Here is a 15,775-nt window from a genome sequence, read left to right on the forward strand (position 1 = left end):
AAGGGAAATGGGCACCACGACATGACCGGTTGACGTACGTTTGTCCCGGTCGGATGGGCAGCGGATGAGTAGTTGCCGGTGAGGGAGCTCAGCTGATGGACGTCAGCCGGGCTGCAATGACCTTGGGTGCGGTCATCGCCACGACGGCGCTGGTGACGCCTTCCCGGCCGATGCCGCTGCGGTGAAAACCGCCGAACGGCATGGCGTCGATCCGGAAGTCGGACGTGTCGTTGATCATTACTGCGCCGGCCCGCAGACGGCGGGCCGTGCGCAGGGCTGTGGTGGTGTCGCGGGTGAAAACCCCGGCCTGCAGGCCAGTGGCGGCGCGGTTGGCCTGGTGCACGGCGTCGTCGAGTCCAGCCACGGGCAGCACGCTGACCACGGGGCCGAAGATTTCATCGGTGACGATGGGATCGTCAGGGGCGAGGTCGGTGAGGATGGTCGGCTGGTACGTGGCATCCTGACGGACCGCTCCCGCGCGTACGACCGCACCGCGGGCGACGGCCTCCTCGACCCGGTGCTCCACGCGGCGCGCGGCTGCCTCGTCGATCAGCGGCCCGACATCGGTGGTCTCGTCATGTTTGCTGCCGACACTCAGGTGAGCGGTCGTATGGATCAAGTGGCTGAGCAGTTCGTCGTAGTGCTGAGCGACCACGTAGACGCGCTGCACCGATAGGCAGTTCTGTCCCGCGCACCCGAACGCCCCTTCAGCTATGGCCTGCGCGGCCGCCATCAGGTCCACGCCGTGGTCGACGATGACGGCGTTGGATCCGCCCAGCTCCATCAGCAGTGTTCGGGCGCCGGCCAGGCGGGCGACCTCGTCAGCGGTGCGGACCCCACCGGTGAAGGAGACGACGTCGACGCCGGGGTGCGACACCAGCTCCCGCCCGGCGGTCGGGCCGCCTGGTAGCACGGCGATCCGGTCGCCGGGAACGCCTGCCTCCAGGAGCAGCTCGGCAAGGGCGAGTGCGGACAGCGGCGTTGCCTCGTGCGGCTTGACCGCGATGACGTTGCCGGACAGCAGCGCCGGGCCGACCTTGTGCGCCACGAGGTTCAGGGGGTCGTTGAACGGGGTGATGGCGGCGACGACCCCGAGCGGTTCCCTGCTGCTCCACCCGAGCCGGTCCGCGCCACGGGAGGTGTCCTCGAACGGCACGCTGGTGCCCTGCAGGGCGTGTCCCGCTCCGGCGGACAGCTGTAGGGTCTCCGCCGCTCGGGCCACCTCCCGGCGGGCATCCCTGATCGTCTTGCATCCCTCGGAGCTCACGATGGCGGTGAACCGTCCGGCCTCCTGCCTCAGGAGTTCGGCGGCGCGGTGCAGGGTCTCCCGGCGTTGCCACAGCGGCCAGTCGGCCCGGTCGGCGGCGGTGATGGTCCGAAAGGTGTCCACAAGCGCGTCGACGGCCGTGCGTACTTCTGCAGAGGTGCTGTCGGCGACCTCGCCGAGGAAAGCGCCGGTTTCGGGGTCGATGACGGCGGTGTGCCGTTCCGTTTCCTGCCAGCGTCCGCCGGCGAACGCCTTACCGGGTGGAGTCCAGCGGGTGGCGGCGGGCGGCCCGCCCGCTGCGGCGGTGCGTGCGGTCATAAGGCTCATGCGGGGATCTCCTCAACGACCAGGCGGCTTCTGCTCTCCGCGGAGCGGTGACAGCGGACGTGGTGGCCGTTTCCGGCGTCGACGAGGTCGGGTTGCACGGTGCGGCAATGGTCGGTGGCCAGCGGACAGCGGGTGTTGAAGCGGCAGCCGGGAGGCGGGGAGACGGGGCTGGGTGGTTCGCCCTTCAGCTGGTCCGGCGCGCCGGCGTCGATGCGGTGCCCCTGACTGGAATGCAACAGTGCCAGGGTGTAGGGATGCAGGGCGCCCGTGAAGATGTCGTCGTGCGTGGCCATCTCCACGATCTGCCCGAGGTAGAGAACCGCCACCCGGTCGGCGAGAAACTTGACCACCCTCAGGTCGTGGGAGATGAACAGCATGCTCAGCCCCCGTGAGCGACGCAGATCGACCAGCAGGTTCAGGATGGTCGCCTGCACCGAGGCGTCCAGGGCTGACACGGGCTCGTCGCAGACGAGCAGCTTGGGTTCCAGCAGGAGGGCTCTGGCGATGACCACCCGCTGCAGTTGCCCTCCGGAGCAGTCGCCCGGCCGGCGCTCCAGGAAGCTGTGGTCCAGCCCGACCTCCGTCAGCGCGGTGGCGACCCGCCGCAGGCGTTCCTGCGGCGTGCCGATGTGGTGTTGCTGCAGTGGGGCGAGCAGTGATTCCTGCAGCGTCATCCGCGGGTCCAGCGCGGAGTGCGGGTCCTGGAAGACCAGCTGCGCCGACCTGCGCAGCTGACGCAGTTGGGCGCCGCGCAGTTTGCCGACCCTCAGTCCATCGACGTCGATCAGTCCGGAGTCGGCTGGTACGAGGCCGAGCAGGAGCCGAGCCAGAGTGCTCTTGCCTGAGCCGGACTCACCGACCAGCCCCAGTACCTCCCCCGCATGGATGCGCAGGGACACGTCGTCGACGGAGTGCACGTGCAGCCGACGCCCGAACCCGTTCCGAGACAAGGGATAGTGCTTGGTCACGTGGTCGATGACAGCGATGTCGGAGTTCTGCGGAGCGTCGTTCATGCCGGCACCTGTCGTCGGGGCTCGATGGTGACCCAGCATCGTGAATTGCGACGGGTGCCGCAGCCGGCGAGATCGGGTTCCTCGCTGTCACAGTGGGTGCCCAGTTCCCCGTCGCCGGCCGCAACGGCGCAGCGTGGGCGGAAGCGGCAGCCGTGACTGACGGCGCGTGCCGAGGCGGCGTTGCCGGGGATGGTGTGCAGATGGCCGGTGTCGTCGGTCTGCAGGGTGGAGCAGCGCAACAACGCCTGGGTATAAGGGTGCTCGGCGGCGGTGATGACCTCGGCGGCCGGTCCGTCCTCGACGATGCGGCCCGCGTACATGACGGCGATGCGGTCGGCGATGGAGGCGACGGTGGTGACGTCGTGGGAGATGAACAGGACCGACATTCCGGTCTCGACCTGCATGGCGGCGATCAGCCGCAGGATCTGCGCTTCGACGGTGACGTCAAGGGCGGTGGTGGGTTCGTCGGCGATGAGGACGTCCGGGTGGGCGGCCAGCGCCATGGCGATCATGACGCGCTGAGCCATGCCGCCGGACATCTGGTGTGGATGGTCACCGGCCCGGCGGTCGGGATCGGGGATCCCGACCGCGGCGAGCAACTCCACGGCCCGGCGGCGGGCGGCCTGTCGGCTCATGCCGAGATGCCGGCGCAGCGGCTCGGCGACCTGGCTGCCGACCGTCGCCGTCGGGTCGAGCATGCGCTTGGGCTGCTGGTAGAGCATGGAGATACGTCGGCCGCGAACGCCATCCAACGCCCGTGAGGAGGCGGCGAGCAGGTCCACGTCGCCCAGCCGCAGGCCCTCGGCGTGCATGTGCAACCCGGCCGGCAGCATGCGCAGCACCGAGTGGGCGGTCATGCTCTTGCCTGACCCTGATTCACCGACCACGGCCAGCACCTCGCCGGGATCGAGGGTCAGGCTGATGCGGTCGAGGATGGGTGAGGCCTGTCCGGGCCGCCCAGCGTGAACGGTCAGGTCACGGACCTCCAGGCGCGCGCTCATGGTTGCTCCCGGGGGTGTGGTGGGGCTGCTTGGTCGTCGCCGTGGCGGTAGCCGTCGGCATGTTCATGAAACGCCGACGGATCTTGGTGGCGATGCGAGTGAGGGTGAAGGCGGTGCTTGAGCGGTTGGTCCGATGACGTCGGCTGGAGCTCGCCGACCTCGGCGAAGTGACGGTCCAGAAGTGCCTTGGCGGCGACTCTGTCACCGCTGGCGATGACGTGCAGCAGTTGCTCGTGCTCGGCCGGTAGCACGGAACGATCGCTGTAGCTGTCGACGATCATCCGGAAACACAGCTGCATCTCGTTGGCGATGAGTCCGTACAGCCGATCCAGCCGGGTGCTGCCGGCGGCACTGACCAGCCGGCGATGAAAGGCGAGGTCCAGGGCGGCCAGCGCGCTCTCGTCCGCGCGGCCGACGGCGTCCTTCATACGCGCGACGATCATCTCGAGGTCGGCGACCAGGCCCGCGGAAACCCCTCGGGCGGTGACCCGGCGCAGCGCCTCCCGCTCGATCGCTTGGCGGGCGACGAAGATGTCCTCCAGGTCCTCTCTGGTCAAGGTGGGGACGAAGACCCCTTGGCGGGGGTAGCTGACCAGCAGGCCTTCCTGCACCAGACGCTGCATCGCCTCGCGCAACGGGCCGCGAGAGACCTCGAAGTACGCCGCGAGCTCGACTTCGTTCATTTGGGTTCCCGGCGGGAACTCCCCGCCGAGGATGCGGTCGCGCAACAGCCCGGTGACCACCTCCGTCAGCGTCCGCTTCGAGGTCCTGCCCGCCGGGGCCGGGGTCTGAGGGCTCATGAGTGTGCTTCTCCGGGTTTGTGTTCCGTTCTCACCGATCACGCCCTTTAGTCGCAGGAGCGGGTGAGCATTTCCAGTCTGACCGCCGCGCGGGTGCAGCGGTGCTCCGCAGGTCACGAGGCCCGGCCTGTACGGGCTCGGTGTGTCTCCAGACCACGACCGGCGAGTGTGACACTGAGAGCGGCTATGAAGATCGCGGCACCGGGTGCCAGGACCAGTAGCGGCGAGCGGTCGAGATAGGGAATGGCCTCGGACAACATCGACCCCCAGTCGGAGAACGGCGGCTGGACGCCGAGTCCCAGGAAGGACAGGGCGCCGACGGTGATGAGCTTGTGGCCGAAACGCACTGCCGCGTGGGCTAGCAACGGGGGCAGGGCGTTGGGAAGCAGGTGGCGGCGGATGATGAACCACCCCGAGCAGCCCAGAGCCTGAGCCGCTTCGATGAAGTCACGGCCGTTGATTTCGAGCGCGACGCCGCGGGCCAGCCGGCAGAACGGTGTCCACCCGCCGATGGTCAGGGCGAGCAGCAGCGTCAGGTCACCGGTGCCGAGGACCGCGACGAGGAAGAGCGCGACCACCATCTCGGGGAAGGCGAGCAGGATGTCGGTGACGCGCATGACGACGGTGTCCAGCCAGCCACCTCGTCGCGCGACGACGAACCCCACGAAAGTGCCGGTGACGGCGCAGATCACCAGCGTGACCGAGGCGACGGCCAGAGAGAACCGGCCCCCGTCCAGCAGCCTGCTGAGCACGTCACGGCCCAGGTGGTCGGTGCCCAGCAGGTGAGCCGCGGAGCTGCCTTCCAGGCGCGCGACGAGGTCCTGCTGAGCAGGCGGATAGGGCGCCAGCCACGGTGCGAGCAGCAGGAGCGTGGCGATCACCCCGAACAGGATGGATCCTGCCAGCAATGCCGGCGGCCACTTTGCGCGCCGGCGGCGAGCCGGGGCGGCGGCGGTCTCGACCGGTGCCGGCGGAGGCGCGGCGCCGGGTTCGTCGCGGCGGGCGTCGTCTCCGAAGACGTCAAGCACGGACACGGCTTGTCCTCGCGTTCGGGTTGATGGCGGTGTAAAGGACATCGGTGAGGGTGGTGATGAGCACGGCCAGGCCGACGACCGCCACGACCCCACCCTGGATGAGTGGGACGTCGTTGTTGATGACCGCGTCGTACATCAGCCGCCCGACCCCGGGCACAGCGAAGATCACCTCGACGACGACCGACCCGCCGAGCAGGCCGGCCAGCCAGACCGCGAACAGGGTCAGGACCGGCAGGACGGAATTGCGCAGCCCGTGACGCAGCATGGTCTGGGCGAAGCTCAGCCCGCGACCGCGGGCGGCGGTGATGTAGGGCGCCTCGAGTACCTCGATCATCGACGCGCGAGCGACCTGGGTGAAGTAACTCATCGGCCGCAGCGCCACGGTCAGGCAGGGAAGCACCATTGACTCCACCCCATGCCAGCCGGAGGAGGGCAGGGCGTCGAGCTCCAGGGCGAACACCAGAACCAGGACCGGGCCGAGCCAGTACTCCGGTACGGCCACGAATGCCTGCGTGATGCCGGTGATCGCCCCGTCGAGCATCGTTCCACGCCGTACGGCGCAGACGGCTCCCAGAGGGAGCGCCACCAATAGGGCGAGTAGGAGGGCGATGACGGCGATCGAGGCGGTGACCGACAACGCCCGCATCAGCTGAGGGAGAACCTCCGTGCCGTTGGTGAACGACCGGCCGAGATCACCCTGGAGCGCTGAGCCCAGCCAGGACAGGTACTGCTGGAGCAGCGGACGGTCCAGTCCGTACTCGACCCGGAGGCGGGCCAGCGACTCCGGGTCTTGGACCAGGTCGCCCACCCGGGCCCGCAGGATCCGCGCGGCCGGGTCCCCGGGCGTGACGTAGGGGATGAGGAACACCAGGAAAGAGGCGACCAGCAGGGTCGTCACGAGGACGGCGAACCGTCTCAGCACGTACAACACTCGGGAACCTCCGGGTCGTCACACGTTCGCGGATCGATCAGCGCACGGCGTCGAGCGCACGGAAGAACGCCCCGGCGGCCGGCAGGAACCAGGGCGGCCCGAAGTGACCGGGAACCGGAGGGAACGCCAGCCCCTGCCAGGGGTTGACGGTGGGGTCCCCGCCGATGACGTCGGCCATGACCTTGCCCATGTGGGTGGCCATCTGGACCCCGTGGCCGCTGTAGCCGACGGAGTAGTGCATCCCGTCCCGTACGCCGGCGTGAACCATCTGATCCATCGTCATGTCGACCAGCCCGCCCCAGCAGTAGTCCAGCCGGACCTCACGCAGCCGCGGGAACACCTCGGTGATGGCCTTGCGCAGGATCTCGCCGCTTTTGAGGTCCGACTGGGCGTCCGACAGGGCGAACCGGGCCCGCCCGCCGAACAGTAACCGGTTGTCGGGCGTGGGACGGAAGTAGTACAGCAGGTTCTTGGTGTCCGACGCCATCCGCCGGTGCGGCATGAGGTGGGCGACAAGGTCGTCAGGCAGAGGTTCGGTGACGACGATGAAACTGCCCACCGGCACGATGCGGCGGCGCAGCCACGGAGTCAGCGACCCCGTGTACCCGCTGGTGGCGATGAGTACGTCGGAGGCGGTCAGGACGCCGCGCGTGGTCTGCACCCGATGACTGTTGCCCGGACCGACGCGGCGGACGCCGGTTACCGCGGCGTTCTCCGCCACCAGGGCCCCATGTCCGACCGCGGCGCGGGCCAGCCCCATGACCAGCTTCCCGACGTGGGCGCCCGCCCCGTTCGGGTCGACCTGCGCACCGTGATAGCGGTCGCTGCCGAGCTCGTCCCGCATACGGCCGCGGGGGACCAGCTGAACCGAGCGGCCGACGAGTTTCTCGATCATCTCCGCCGAACGCTCCAGAGCGGCGTAGTGCGCCGGTTTGGCGGCCAGGGTGAGCTTGCCGGAGCGCTCGAAGTCGCAGGCGATCTCCTCGTCAGTGACGATCTTCTCGACGGTGTCGATCGCGTCGTCGTAGGCGGTGAACATCGCTGTCGCACGCTCCGGGCCGTACCGCTTGACGGCGGCGGGGAAGGAGATGGCCAGGCCGGTCGTGGCCATGCCGCCGTTGCGGCCGGATGCCCCCCAGCCCACGGTGTGCGACTCCAGTACGGCGACGCTGGCATTGCGGCGGGCAAGATGCAGCGCGGCGGACAGGCCGGTCAACCCGGCACCGATGACCGCGACATCGACGTGCTCAGGCAGCTCGGTGCGGCGGAAGTCGCCGGCCGGTTCGGCGGTGTCGAGCCAGTAGCTGGTCAGCTTCACGACGTCCTCCTTGCGATCTCAGAGACCCAGCACAGCCGGTACGCCGGACAGGTCGGCGGTTTCGGCGTACTGGTAGAAAGGCGTGGAGGGGTCGTAGCCGCGGTTGACGTAGATCTTGTGCGGGATCCGCAGTTCGTGGGCGGGGATCAGGTCGTACCAGATGTGCGAGGAGACGTGGACGATCTCGTCGCGTTCGCAGCCCAGCTGGTCGAGCATGTACTCGAAGGCCTGGTAGCGCGGCTTGTACGCCCTGGCCTGCTCGGCGGTGAACACCTTGTAGAAGGGGGCACCGAGCTTGTCGACATTGTGCTGCAGCGTCTCGTCGACGGCGTTGGACAGAATCACCAGAGGGTAGGCGTCGGCGAGCTTGGCCAGGGCCGGGGGAACGTCTGCATGAGGACCCCAGGTCGGCACGCAGGCCACGATCGCCTCGCCGTCGGAGGGACGGTAGCCGATGCCCCAGCGTTCGCAGGTGCGCCTGAAGGAGTCCTTGAGCACGTCGGGATAGAGCTTGAACTCGCCGAGCACCTCGTCCATTCGATATGCGCGGTAGTCCTTGAGGAAGAGCGGCATGTCCTCCTCGGAGATCCGGTCGGCGACCAGCGGCTTGACGGTGAGGTTGAGGTCGAAGCTGGTCAGCGTCCCATAGCAGTCGAAGGTGATGTATTTAGGGCGCACGCTGGTCAGGTCCACGAGCAGTTCCTCCGGTGGGGGTCGGTCCGGTGGGAGTAGGAGCGTCGGTGGTCGGTCCGGTGAGAGCCGGAGCCCGTCGGTGCGAGCGAGCCGTCGGCGAAGCGGCGAGATATCACGACCGGTGCGAGCCGCCCGAGGCGGCCGGCGGCGTGGTGTCTGGAACGCTAAGCATCCGATTCTCTGTTGTCAACAATTCAGAGCCGCATGCTTGTAAAGAGTATGTTTCCCCGGATTTCATCGATCTTCAGACGCTAGTTGCCAGGTATAAGTTCTGATTTCCGCACCTCCTGCACGCTCCTCATCGCAGGAATATTGTTGACAACAGTTGACCATCGCTGGCTGTTGTGGACAAGATGTGATGGCGCGGCAGACGCCACTCGGCAGCCGACCGCCCCTCTCTCCCGGTCCCGCGACTCACTCTCCCAGCCCCGCGGACTCACCCTCTCGGTCCCGCGACGCACCCTCTCGGTCCCGCGACTCCCTCTCCGCCGGCATGAACGGACTCTCGATGCGAGCTTCCACTACCGCAGACGATCACGGCCACGGCCATGGCCACCCACACGATGACGCCCCCGCCGTCGTGAACGGCCACGGGCACGGCCATGACCGCGAACACGGACACTCCGACCACGATCACCACGCGGCCGAGGCGTCGGCCACAACCGACCATGGGCACGGACATGGGCATGGGCACGGTCACGACCATGGCCACGACCACGGGACCGGCCTGTGGGCGCGGATCAAGCACACGCTGATCCCGCATGCCCACGACGCCAACGACGCGATCCAGACCGCCGAGGAGTCGGCCCAGGACGGGATCCGCACGGCCTGGATCGGGCTGGCCGGCATGATGGCCACCGCGATCGCGCAGATGGTCATCGTCGCCGTATCCGGCTCGATCGCCCTGCTGGCCGATACCATCCACAATCTGGGGCACGCGGCGACCACGATCCCCCTGATCATCGCCTTCCGGCTGGGCCGGCGCGCGGCGACCAAGAAGTACTCCTATGGTTACCGGCGCGCCGAGGACCTGGTCGGGTTGTTCATCTCCCTGGTCATCGTCGCCTCGATCGTGCTGATCATCTGGGAGTCGATCGACGCGCTGCTCAACCCGCACCCGCTGACCAACCTGTGGTGGGTCTTCGCCGCAGGGCTCGTCGGCTTCCTCGGCAACGAGATGGTGGCCGTGTACCGCATCCGGACCGGCCGTCGCATCGGCTCCGCTGCGCTGATCGCCGAGGGCCAGCACGCCCGCGCCGACGGATACACCTCGATCGCCGTCGTCGCCGGCGTGATCGGCGTGTGGCTCGGGTTCGACCGCGCCGACGCCATCGTCGGCCTCCTCATCGCCCTGGCGATCAGCGGCATCCTGATCAACTCCCTAGTCATCATCATCCGCCGTCTCATGGACGGCGTGGAGCCGGGGACGATCGACCGGATGCGCACCACCATCGCCGACGTCGACGGCGTCGTGACCGTCGGCGAGGTCCGCGTCCGCTGGTCGGGCCACCGCATGGAGGGCGACGCCGAGATCGGCATCGACTCCGGGCTGAGCGTGACCGAGGCCCACGACGTGGCCGAGAATGTGCAGCACTCCCTGATGCACGCGGTGGGCAACCTGGATCGGGTCACCGTCCACATCCACCCCACCGTCAACGGCATGATGCCCGACGGCCTCCACGAGTTGTCCGGCCACCACGCCTCGAAGGAAGCCCGGGAGGCGTACCGGACCAAGCTCGCCACGCAGGACGCGCGGTGACGCCCGTGGACGGCTCGGCAGGATGGTCGATCCACCCGCTGAGCGAGCGCACCCTGCCCGGCGCCCAATCGGTGATGCGGCGTAGCATCGCCGAGGATTTCGGCGACGCCTACGACCCGCAGATCCACGCCGACGTCGACGACCCAATGACCCACTACGCCCCGGGAAACGGTCCCTTCCTCCTGGTGGTGACCGACAACAGCACGGGTGAGGTCCTGGCGACGGGCGGGATCCGCAGCGGACGATTGAAGCCCGGCCTCACCCCGCAACACGTCGTCAACCGGTACGAGGACGGCCGGCACGGCCAGCTCGTACGCATCTACGTCCGCAAAGACGCCCGCCGCAAAGGCATCGCCGGGGCCCTGGTCCGAGCGATTCTCGACCGCGCGGACCAGGAGGGGCACTACCAGGCCATCGCTCTGCACACCTATCGCCACTCCCCTGGCGCCATCGCCTTGTGGGAGTCCTTCGGCGCCCTGCTCGTCCATGACGACACGCAGGGGGCCAGCGGCGCGGTCTTCTACGACCTGCCGCGTTCCCCTCAGTGACTTCTGCGCTGTGCCCCAGCGTCGTGTCGCTGCGCAGTCCTCATTCCCACCCTGACCGTACTGGCGAGACAGGAGAACACCATGTCCAAGCGTCGTGACGTCTTCATCTTCGTTGCCGAGCCCACCAAGATCGAGGATGCCCGCACCAGCCTCGTCGACTGGCTGCGCAGCCTCGAGGGTCACCCCGGCTACCTCGGGGGCTCGGTTCTGCGCGAGTGTGCCGGGGAGCTCATTCCGAACACGCTGGTGATGACGCTGGAGTTCGAGAGCACCGAGGCCGCCCGGGCCCTGTGGCCGAAGATCGAGAACACGATCAACCCGCTCTACCCCGATGACAAGTCCGACAAGTCGATGGACCAAGGTGCCGCATTCTTCACTGGCGCGGACGCCCCCGTGGCGCCGGAGGACCTAAAGTTCACCCGCGGCAACGGCCTGGTGGCCCGGATGCTGCACATCCACGCCGAGGTCGTCGAGGACGTCGTGGTCGCCGCCTGACCCGCACCCTTCCCGCCACCACCCACAGTCCCCTCCCCGATGTGATGAGGAGCATTTCTTGACGAGCACCAGCCTGTGGCATCCGCAGACCGCGATGTCCACCATCGAGGAAACCCTCACGGTCATCGCGTCGGGGCAGGGGGCCTCGGTGCGCACCGAGGACGGCCAGGACCTGCTCGACCTGCCGGCCGGCTTGTGGCACGCCAATGTCGGACACGGCCGAACCCGCATCGCCGACGCCGTTCGTCAGCAGATGAACGTCCTGGAGACGTACCACCTGTTCCAGGGCATGGCCAACCGCCCTGCCATCCGGCTCGCCGAGCGCCTCGCAGGGCTGAGTCCCATTCCCGACGCGAAGGTCTTCCTCACCAGCGGCGGCTCCGACTCCGTCGACACCGCTTGCAAGCTCGCGCGTCGGCACTGGCAGGTGGCCGGGCGGCCCGGCAAGCGCGTCATCGTCTCCCGCCAGCACGCTTACCACGGTCTGCACGGGTTCGGTACGAGCATCACGGGCATCCAGAGCAACCGCGACGGGTACGGCAGCGACTCGCTCATCCCCGAGACCGCCCGCGTGCCATGGAACGACCTGGCCGCCACCGAGGCGGAGCTGCTCCGGCTCGGCCCCGACAACGTCGCCGCCTTCATCGCCGAACCGATCATCGGCACCGGAGGCGTACTGCTGCCCCCGCCCGGCTACCTCACCGGGCTGGCCGAAATGTGCCGACGCCTGGACATCCTGCTCATCGCCGACGAGGTCATCACCGGCTTCGGGCGTGTCGGGCAGTGGTTCGCCTGCCAGCGATTCGGTATCGAGCCGGACCTCCTCACCATGGCCAAAGGCATCACTTCGGGCTACCTGCCGTTGGGCGGCGTGCTGGTGTCCCGGCGCATCTGGGAGCCCTTCTTCGCAGAAACCCCCGACGCCCCGACCTTCCGCCACGGTCTGACGTACTCGGGCCACGCCGCGGCCTGCGTCGCCGCCGAGGTGAACCTGAGCATCCTTGAGGAGGAAGGTCTGCTGGAGCGCGTCCTGAACCTCGAGCCCGTCCTGGCTCAGGCCCTCACCCCGCTGCGTGACCACGAAACCGTCGTCGACGTCCGGGCCGGTACCGGGCTGCTCGCGGCCGTCCAGCTCGCCCCTGACGTCGATGCACGTCCCGTACTGCGCGCCGCGCGGGAGGGGGGCGTCCTCACCCGGCTGCTGGCCGACAACTCCCTGCACGTCAGTCCCCCGTTCGTCATCACCGCCGAGGAGATCTCCCGTGCCGCCGACGTCCTCAAGTCCGCTCTCGACCGAGCCCGTACCCTCGAATCCGCCTGAGCCCGCGCAGGCGTCGGCGCTGCGGCCGGCTGACATTGCTCGGCACCGCGACCTCACGGAGACCGCAGCCGCGTCGCTGCCCGATGGCTTCCTGGCCGCCGAGTGGACGGCGCCGCGCTCCTGGCGGACCTTCGCCGTCGCCGATCCCGCGCTCGGCCGTCCGGTCGCCGCCGTCGCCGACTGCGAACCGGATGACGCCCTGCTCGCGCTGACCGCGGCGAACGACGCGTTCCCCGCCTGGGCGGCCACCCCGACCCGGCGGCGGGCGGACATCCTGCACCGGCTCTACGAGGCGATGCTCGCCGACGAGGAGCGCTTGGCGGTCCTCATCACCCTCGAGGTCGGCAAGACTCTCGCCGAGGCGCGCGGCGAGGTCCGTTACGCCGCCGAGTACGTCCGCTGGTACGCAGAGGAGGCGGTTCGCAGCTCCGGCCGTAGCACCCCGACCCCCGACGGCAGCTGGCACATCGTCACCGTCCCGCGCCCGGTCGGCCCCTGCCTGCTCATCACCCCGTGGAACGTGCCGCTGGCAATGGCCACCCGCAAGGCCGCGCCTGCCCTGGCCGCCGGCTGCACAGTCGTGCTGAAACCGGCCGAGCTCACCCCGCTCACCACGCTGGCCCTCGCACAGCTCGCACAGGATGCGGGGGTCCCCGCAGGAGTCCTCACGGTGGTCACCACCACGGACCCGGCGGCGGTCTGCGGCACCCTCATCGCCGACCCACGGCTGCGGAAGGTGTCCTTCACCGGGTCCACGCCCGTCGGGAAACTGCTGCTGCAGCAGGCTGGCGCGCACGTGCTGCGTACGTCGATGGAGCTCGGCGGCAACGCGCCATTCCTGGTCTTCGACGACGCCGACCTCGACCTCGCGGTCCGTGAGGCGGTCATCGCCAAGATGCGCCTCGGGGGTCAGTCGTGCGTGGCGGCCAACCGGTTCCTCGTCCAGGAACCGGTGGCCGACGAGTTCGCGGCCCGCCTCACCGAGGCCCTCACCGCGATCAGGGTCGGATTGGGAACCTCGGACGTCGACCTCGGCCCGCTCATCGATGACCGCGCGGTCGCCAAGGCCGACCGGCTGGTCGGCGACGCCGTCGCGAAAGGGGCGACGCTTCTGGGGCGTGCCGGCGCGCCCGACGGAGCCGGCAGCTGGTTCGCCCCGGTGGTGCTGGATCACCTCAGCGCCGACGCTCTCCTGCAGCAGGAGGAGGTCTTCGCCCCGGTCGCGGGCATCCGCCGGTTCCGGACGGAGGACGAGGGGGTGGCGCTGGCCAATGACACCCCGTTCGGGCTCGCGGCATACCTGGTGGCGCGTGACAGCGACCGGATCGCCCGGGTCGCAGGCCGGTTGGACAGTGGCATGGTCGGCATCAATCGGGGGCTGCTGTCCCACGTGGCCGCGCCGTTCGGCGGGATCAAGGAGTCCGGGATCGGCCGGGAAGGCGGCGCCGAAGGACTTGTCGAGTACCAGAACCTCAAGTACCTCGCCGCCCCGGCGCTGGCCTCATGAGGCTCGTCGAAACCGCTCGAAGGAGGGCGGCGGTCATCGGGGCCGGGGCGGTGGGGAGCATGGCCGCCTGGCAGCTGGCCGAGCGCGGCCTGGAGGTGCATGCCTTCGATCGCTGGGGCGTCCCGCACCACCGCGGGGCCTCCGGCGGGCAGAGCCGCCGGTTCGCGGTCATCAGCATGGCCGACCCCGACCTGCCGCCGCTGGTTCTCCGGGCCGAGCAGCTATGGCGTCAGCTGGAGGACGCGACCGGACGACGTCTGCTCGAGCAGACCGGAGGACTGATCCTCGGCCCCGCCAGCAGTACCTCTGTCCGGCAAGCCGTGACCAGCTGTGAGAACTGGGGGCTGGCTCATCGCATCCTCGACGCACACGACTTGCGGCAGCGCTTCCCCCAGCACACCGTCGACGACGAGGACATCGCCGTCCAGGACCCCGCGACCGGCTTTCTCCGACCCGAGCTGGCAATCCTCGCAGCGGTCGAACAGGTCGCGGCGCTCGGGGCAACGGTGCACCACGATACCGAGATCCTCGACATCGACTTAAGATCCGAGACTGTCAGGCTGACCTACCGAAGCAGCGCGGATCGACCGCACAGCGAGACGTTCGACGCGGTGGTCCTCGCCCCCGGCGCCTGGGCTGCCACGCTGCTGCCGGACGGACTGCGGGAGGCTATCGGAGTGGCTGGGCTGACCGCCCGTCGGCTGGCGCAGACATGGTTCGTACCGGACGATCCGTCGCTGTACGGCACGGAGCGCTTTCCAGTCTTCGAACGCGTCGCCATGCCGGACGGTGCCTCCATCTACGGCTTTCCCAGCCTGGACGGCGCCACGGTAAAGATCGGGGTGAAGAGCCGCCCGCACCCAGAGGTGGCCGACCCGGCACGGCCGAATCCCTACCTCACCGCCGACCACATGGCGGAGGTCCGCGATGTCGTCGCGCGCTGGCTACCCCAACTCAACCCGCGTCCTGTGCAGACCTCGGTGCACGTGGAGTCGTACACAGAGGATGGCCGACCCGTCGTCGGGCTGCTCCCGGGCGCCGCGCACCTCGCGGTCGCCGTCGGATTCTCCGGCGGAGGATTCAAGTACGCACCGGCGGTCGGCGAGGCCCTGGCCGACCTCCTTGTGGACGGCGTCACCGAGGCCAGTATTCGGCAATTCGCACCGGGCCGCTCCGCGACGGTGTGAGCAGATCGCCTAGCCCGGGCGGCCGGCTGAGCGACTCGATCATCAGGGGAAAGCGCTCTGCGAAGTCGAGCAGCCCGAGCGGTAGACCTCCCGGGCTGGCTGGCCGCACTGCAGTTCTCGTACCGTGGGGCGGCATCCGGCCGAAGGTCGCCGCCAGCTCTCCCGGCCGGATCGCCGGTAAAGCAAGGACGACCACCCCAATCCACAGACCTCCGCGGCAACCACCTAGACAAGATCCACGGATTAGTCGTCCACCCGCGGCCTCCACGCAGGCGCGGTCGGCCGGGCCACACAGCGGTTGCCCTGCGTTCGCCTCGGAACCTCTCGGTGTACGTGCTCGGTAGGTGCCCGTGGTGGGATTCGGCGGCTGTGTGTCGTTGACATGCGTGCGGCTTGTCCCGAGCATGCACCTCGCCAGCGTCACCGACGACCCATGGATGTCGTAGCTGTCAATGTGAGGTCCCAGGACATGCTTAACCGTTTGTCATCGGGAGATGCTTAACGTCCGTCGGGCTGGGTGCCCTTGCCTCGGACGTAGAGACGGGTGACGGGTGTGGTGTCGCGGCGGGGCCTG

14 protein-coding genes are annotated in these 15,775 nt (G+C 68.9%); 6 read left to right on the forward strand and 8 right to left on the reverse strand.

The annotated features are described in order from the left end of the window. Window positions 1–88: 88 nt before the first annotated feature. The 8 genes from Q9G87_RS57810 to Q9G87_RS57845 all read right to left on the reverse strand — a co-directional run bounded on the left by Q9G87_RS57810 (window position 89) and on the right by Q9G87_RS57845 (window position 8,384). Window positions 89–1,594 (reverse strand): aldehyde dehydrogenase family protein, encoded by a 1,506-nt coding sequence (locus Q9G87_RS57810; RefSeq protein WP_305925211.1) that lies wholly within the window; start codon window positions 1,592–1,594, stop codon window positions 89–91. Further along, the gene (locus tag Q9G87_RS57815) at window positions 1,591–2,607 is read right to left on the reverse strand and encodes an oligopeptide/dipeptide ABC transporter ATP-binding protein (protein WP_305925212.1); all 1,017 of its coding nucleotides are present in this window, start codon (window positions 2,605–2,607) and stop codon (window positions 1,591–1,593) included. The genes Q9G87_RS57810 and Q9G87_RS57815 overlap by 4 nt, the downstream gene beginning before the upstream one ends. Beyond that, on the reverse strand, window positions 2,604–3,608 hold the full coding sequence (locus Q9G87_RS57820; RefSeq protein WP_305925213.1) for an ABC transporter ATP-binding protein: 1,005 nt from the start codon (window positions 3,606–3,608) through the stop codon (window positions 2,604–2,606). The genes Q9G87_RS57815 and Q9G87_RS57820 overlap by 4 nt, the downstream gene beginning before the upstream one ends. Continuing rightward, complete coding sequence (locus Q9G87_RS57825) at window positions 3,605–4,408, reverse strand: GntR family transcriptional regulator (protein ID WP_305925214.1); 804 nt, start codon at window positions 4,406–4,408, stop codon at window positions 3,605–3,607. Before Q9G87_RS57825 ends, Q9G87_RS57820 begins: the two co-directional genes overlap by 4 nt. A gap of 113 nt (window positions 4,409–4,521) precedes the next feature. Continuing rightward, window positions 4,522–5,442 (reverse strand): ABC transporter permease, encoded by a 921-nt coding sequence (locus Q9G87_RS57830; RefSeq protein WP_305925215.1) that lies wholly within the window; start codon window positions 5,440–5,442, stop codon window positions 4,522–4,524. Next, complete coding sequence (locus Q9G87_RS57835; RefSeq protein WP_305925216.1) at window positions 5,429–6,373, reverse strand: ABC transporter permease; 945 nt, start codon at window positions 6,371–6,373, stop codon at window positions 5,429–5,431. Before Q9G87_RS57835 ends, Q9G87_RS57830 begins: the two co-directional genes overlap by 14 nt. 37 nt (window positions 6,374–6,410) lie before the next feature. Beyond that, window positions 6,411–7,691 (reverse strand): NAD(P)/FAD-dependent oxidoreductase, encoded by a 1,281-nt coding sequence (locus tag Q9G87_RS57840; protein WP_305925217.1) that lies wholly within the window; start codon window positions 7,689–7,691, stop codon window positions 6,411–6,413. Window positions 7,692–7,709: 18 nt separating this feature from the next. Next, window positions 7,710–8,384, reverse strand: coding sequence for a haloacid dehalogenase type II (locus tag Q9G87_RS57845; RefSeq protein WP_305925218.1), 675 nt, complete (start codon window positions 8,382–8,384; stop codon window positions 7,710–7,712). Between the two features lie 508 nt (window positions 8,385–8,892). On the opposite strand from Q9G87_RS57845, the gene Q9G87_RS57850 reads away from it, so the two are divergent. From Q9G87_RS57850 to solA, 6 genes are all read left to right on the forward strand, one after another. Beyond that, entirely contained in the window at window positions 8,893–10,143 is a 1,251-nt protein-coding gene (locus Q9G87_RS57850; RefSeq protein ID WP_305925219.1) for a cation diffusion facilitator family transporter, read from the forward strand. Continuing rightward, the gene (locus tag Q9G87_RS57855) at window positions 10,140–10,691 is read left to right on the forward strand and encodes a GNAT family N-acetyltransferase (RefSeq protein ID WP_305925220.1); all 552 of its coding nucleotides are present in this window, start codon (window positions 10,140–10,142) and stop codon (window positions 10,689–10,691) included. Before Q9G87_RS57850 ends, Q9G87_RS57855 begins: the two co-directional genes overlap by 4 nt. A gap of 81 nt (window positions 10,692–10,772) precedes the next feature. After that, window positions 10,773–11,186, forward strand: a complete 414-nt coding sequence (locus Q9G87_RS57860) for a hypothetical protein (RefSeq protein ID WP_305925221.1) — start codon at window positions 10,773–10,775, stop codon at window positions 11,184–11,186. 58 nt (window positions 11,187–11,244) lie between these two features. After that, complete coding sequence (locus Q9G87_RS57865) at window positions 11,245–12,507, forward strand: aminotransferase family protein (protein ID WP_305925222.1); 1,263 nt, start codon at window positions 11,245–11,247, stop codon at window positions 12,505–12,507. Next, entirely contained in the window at window positions 12,449–14,014 is a 1,566-nt protein-coding gene (locus Q9G87_RS57870; protein WP_305925223.1) for an NAD-dependent succinate-semialdehyde dehydrogenase, read from the forward strand. The genes Q9G87_RS57865 and Q9G87_RS57870 overlap by 59 nt, the downstream gene beginning before the upstream one ends. Beyond that, window positions 14,011–15,201, forward strand: a complete 1,191-nt coding sequence (gene solA / locus Q9G87_RS57875; RefSeq protein ID WP_305925224.1) for an N-methyl-L-tryptophan oxidase — start codon at window positions 14,011–14,013, stop codon at window positions 15,199–15,201. The genes Q9G87_RS57870 and solA overlap by 4 nt, the downstream gene beginning before the upstream one ends. The last annotated feature ends 574 nt before the right edge of the window (window positions 15,202–15,775 follow it).

Origin of the sequence: Nonomuraea turcica (genome assembly GCF_030718205.1) — a bacterium.
Classification (GTDB): Bacteria; Actinomycetota; Actinomycetes; order Streptosporangiales; family Streptosporangiaceae; genus Nonomuraea.

Excerpts from the sequence above, each read along its gene's own strand:
- Q9G87_RS57850 (WP_305925219.1), top strand. The coding sequence starts at position 8,893 with ATGCGAGCTTCCACTACCGCAGACGATCACGGCCACGGCCATGGCCAC.
- Q9G87_RS57810 (WP_305925211.1), bottom strand. The coding sequence starts at position 1,594 with ATGAGCCTTATGACCGCACGCACCGCCGCAGCGGGCGGGCCGCCCGCC.
- Q9G87_RS57815 (WP_305925212.1), bottom strand. The coding sequence starts at position 2,607 with ATGAACGACGCTCCGCAGAACTCCGACATCGCTGTCATCGACCACGTG.
- Q9G87_RS57860 (WP_305925221.1), top strand. The coding sequence starts at position 10,773 with ATGTCCAAGCGTCGTGACGTCTTCATCTTCGTTGCCGAGCCCACCAAG.
- Q9G87_RS57820 (WP_305925213.1), bottom strand. The coding sequence starts at position 3,608 with ATGAGCGCGCGCCTGGAGGTCCGTGACCTGACCGTTCACGCTGGGCGG.
- Q9G87_RS57825 (WP_305925214.1), bottom strand. The coding sequence starts at position 4,408 with ATGAGCCCTCAGACCCCGGCCCCGGCGGGCAGGACCTCGAAGCGGACG.
- solA (WP_305925224.1), top strand. The coding sequence starts at position 14,011 with ATGAGGCTCGTCGAAACCGCTCGAAGGAGGGCGGCGGTCATCGGGGCC.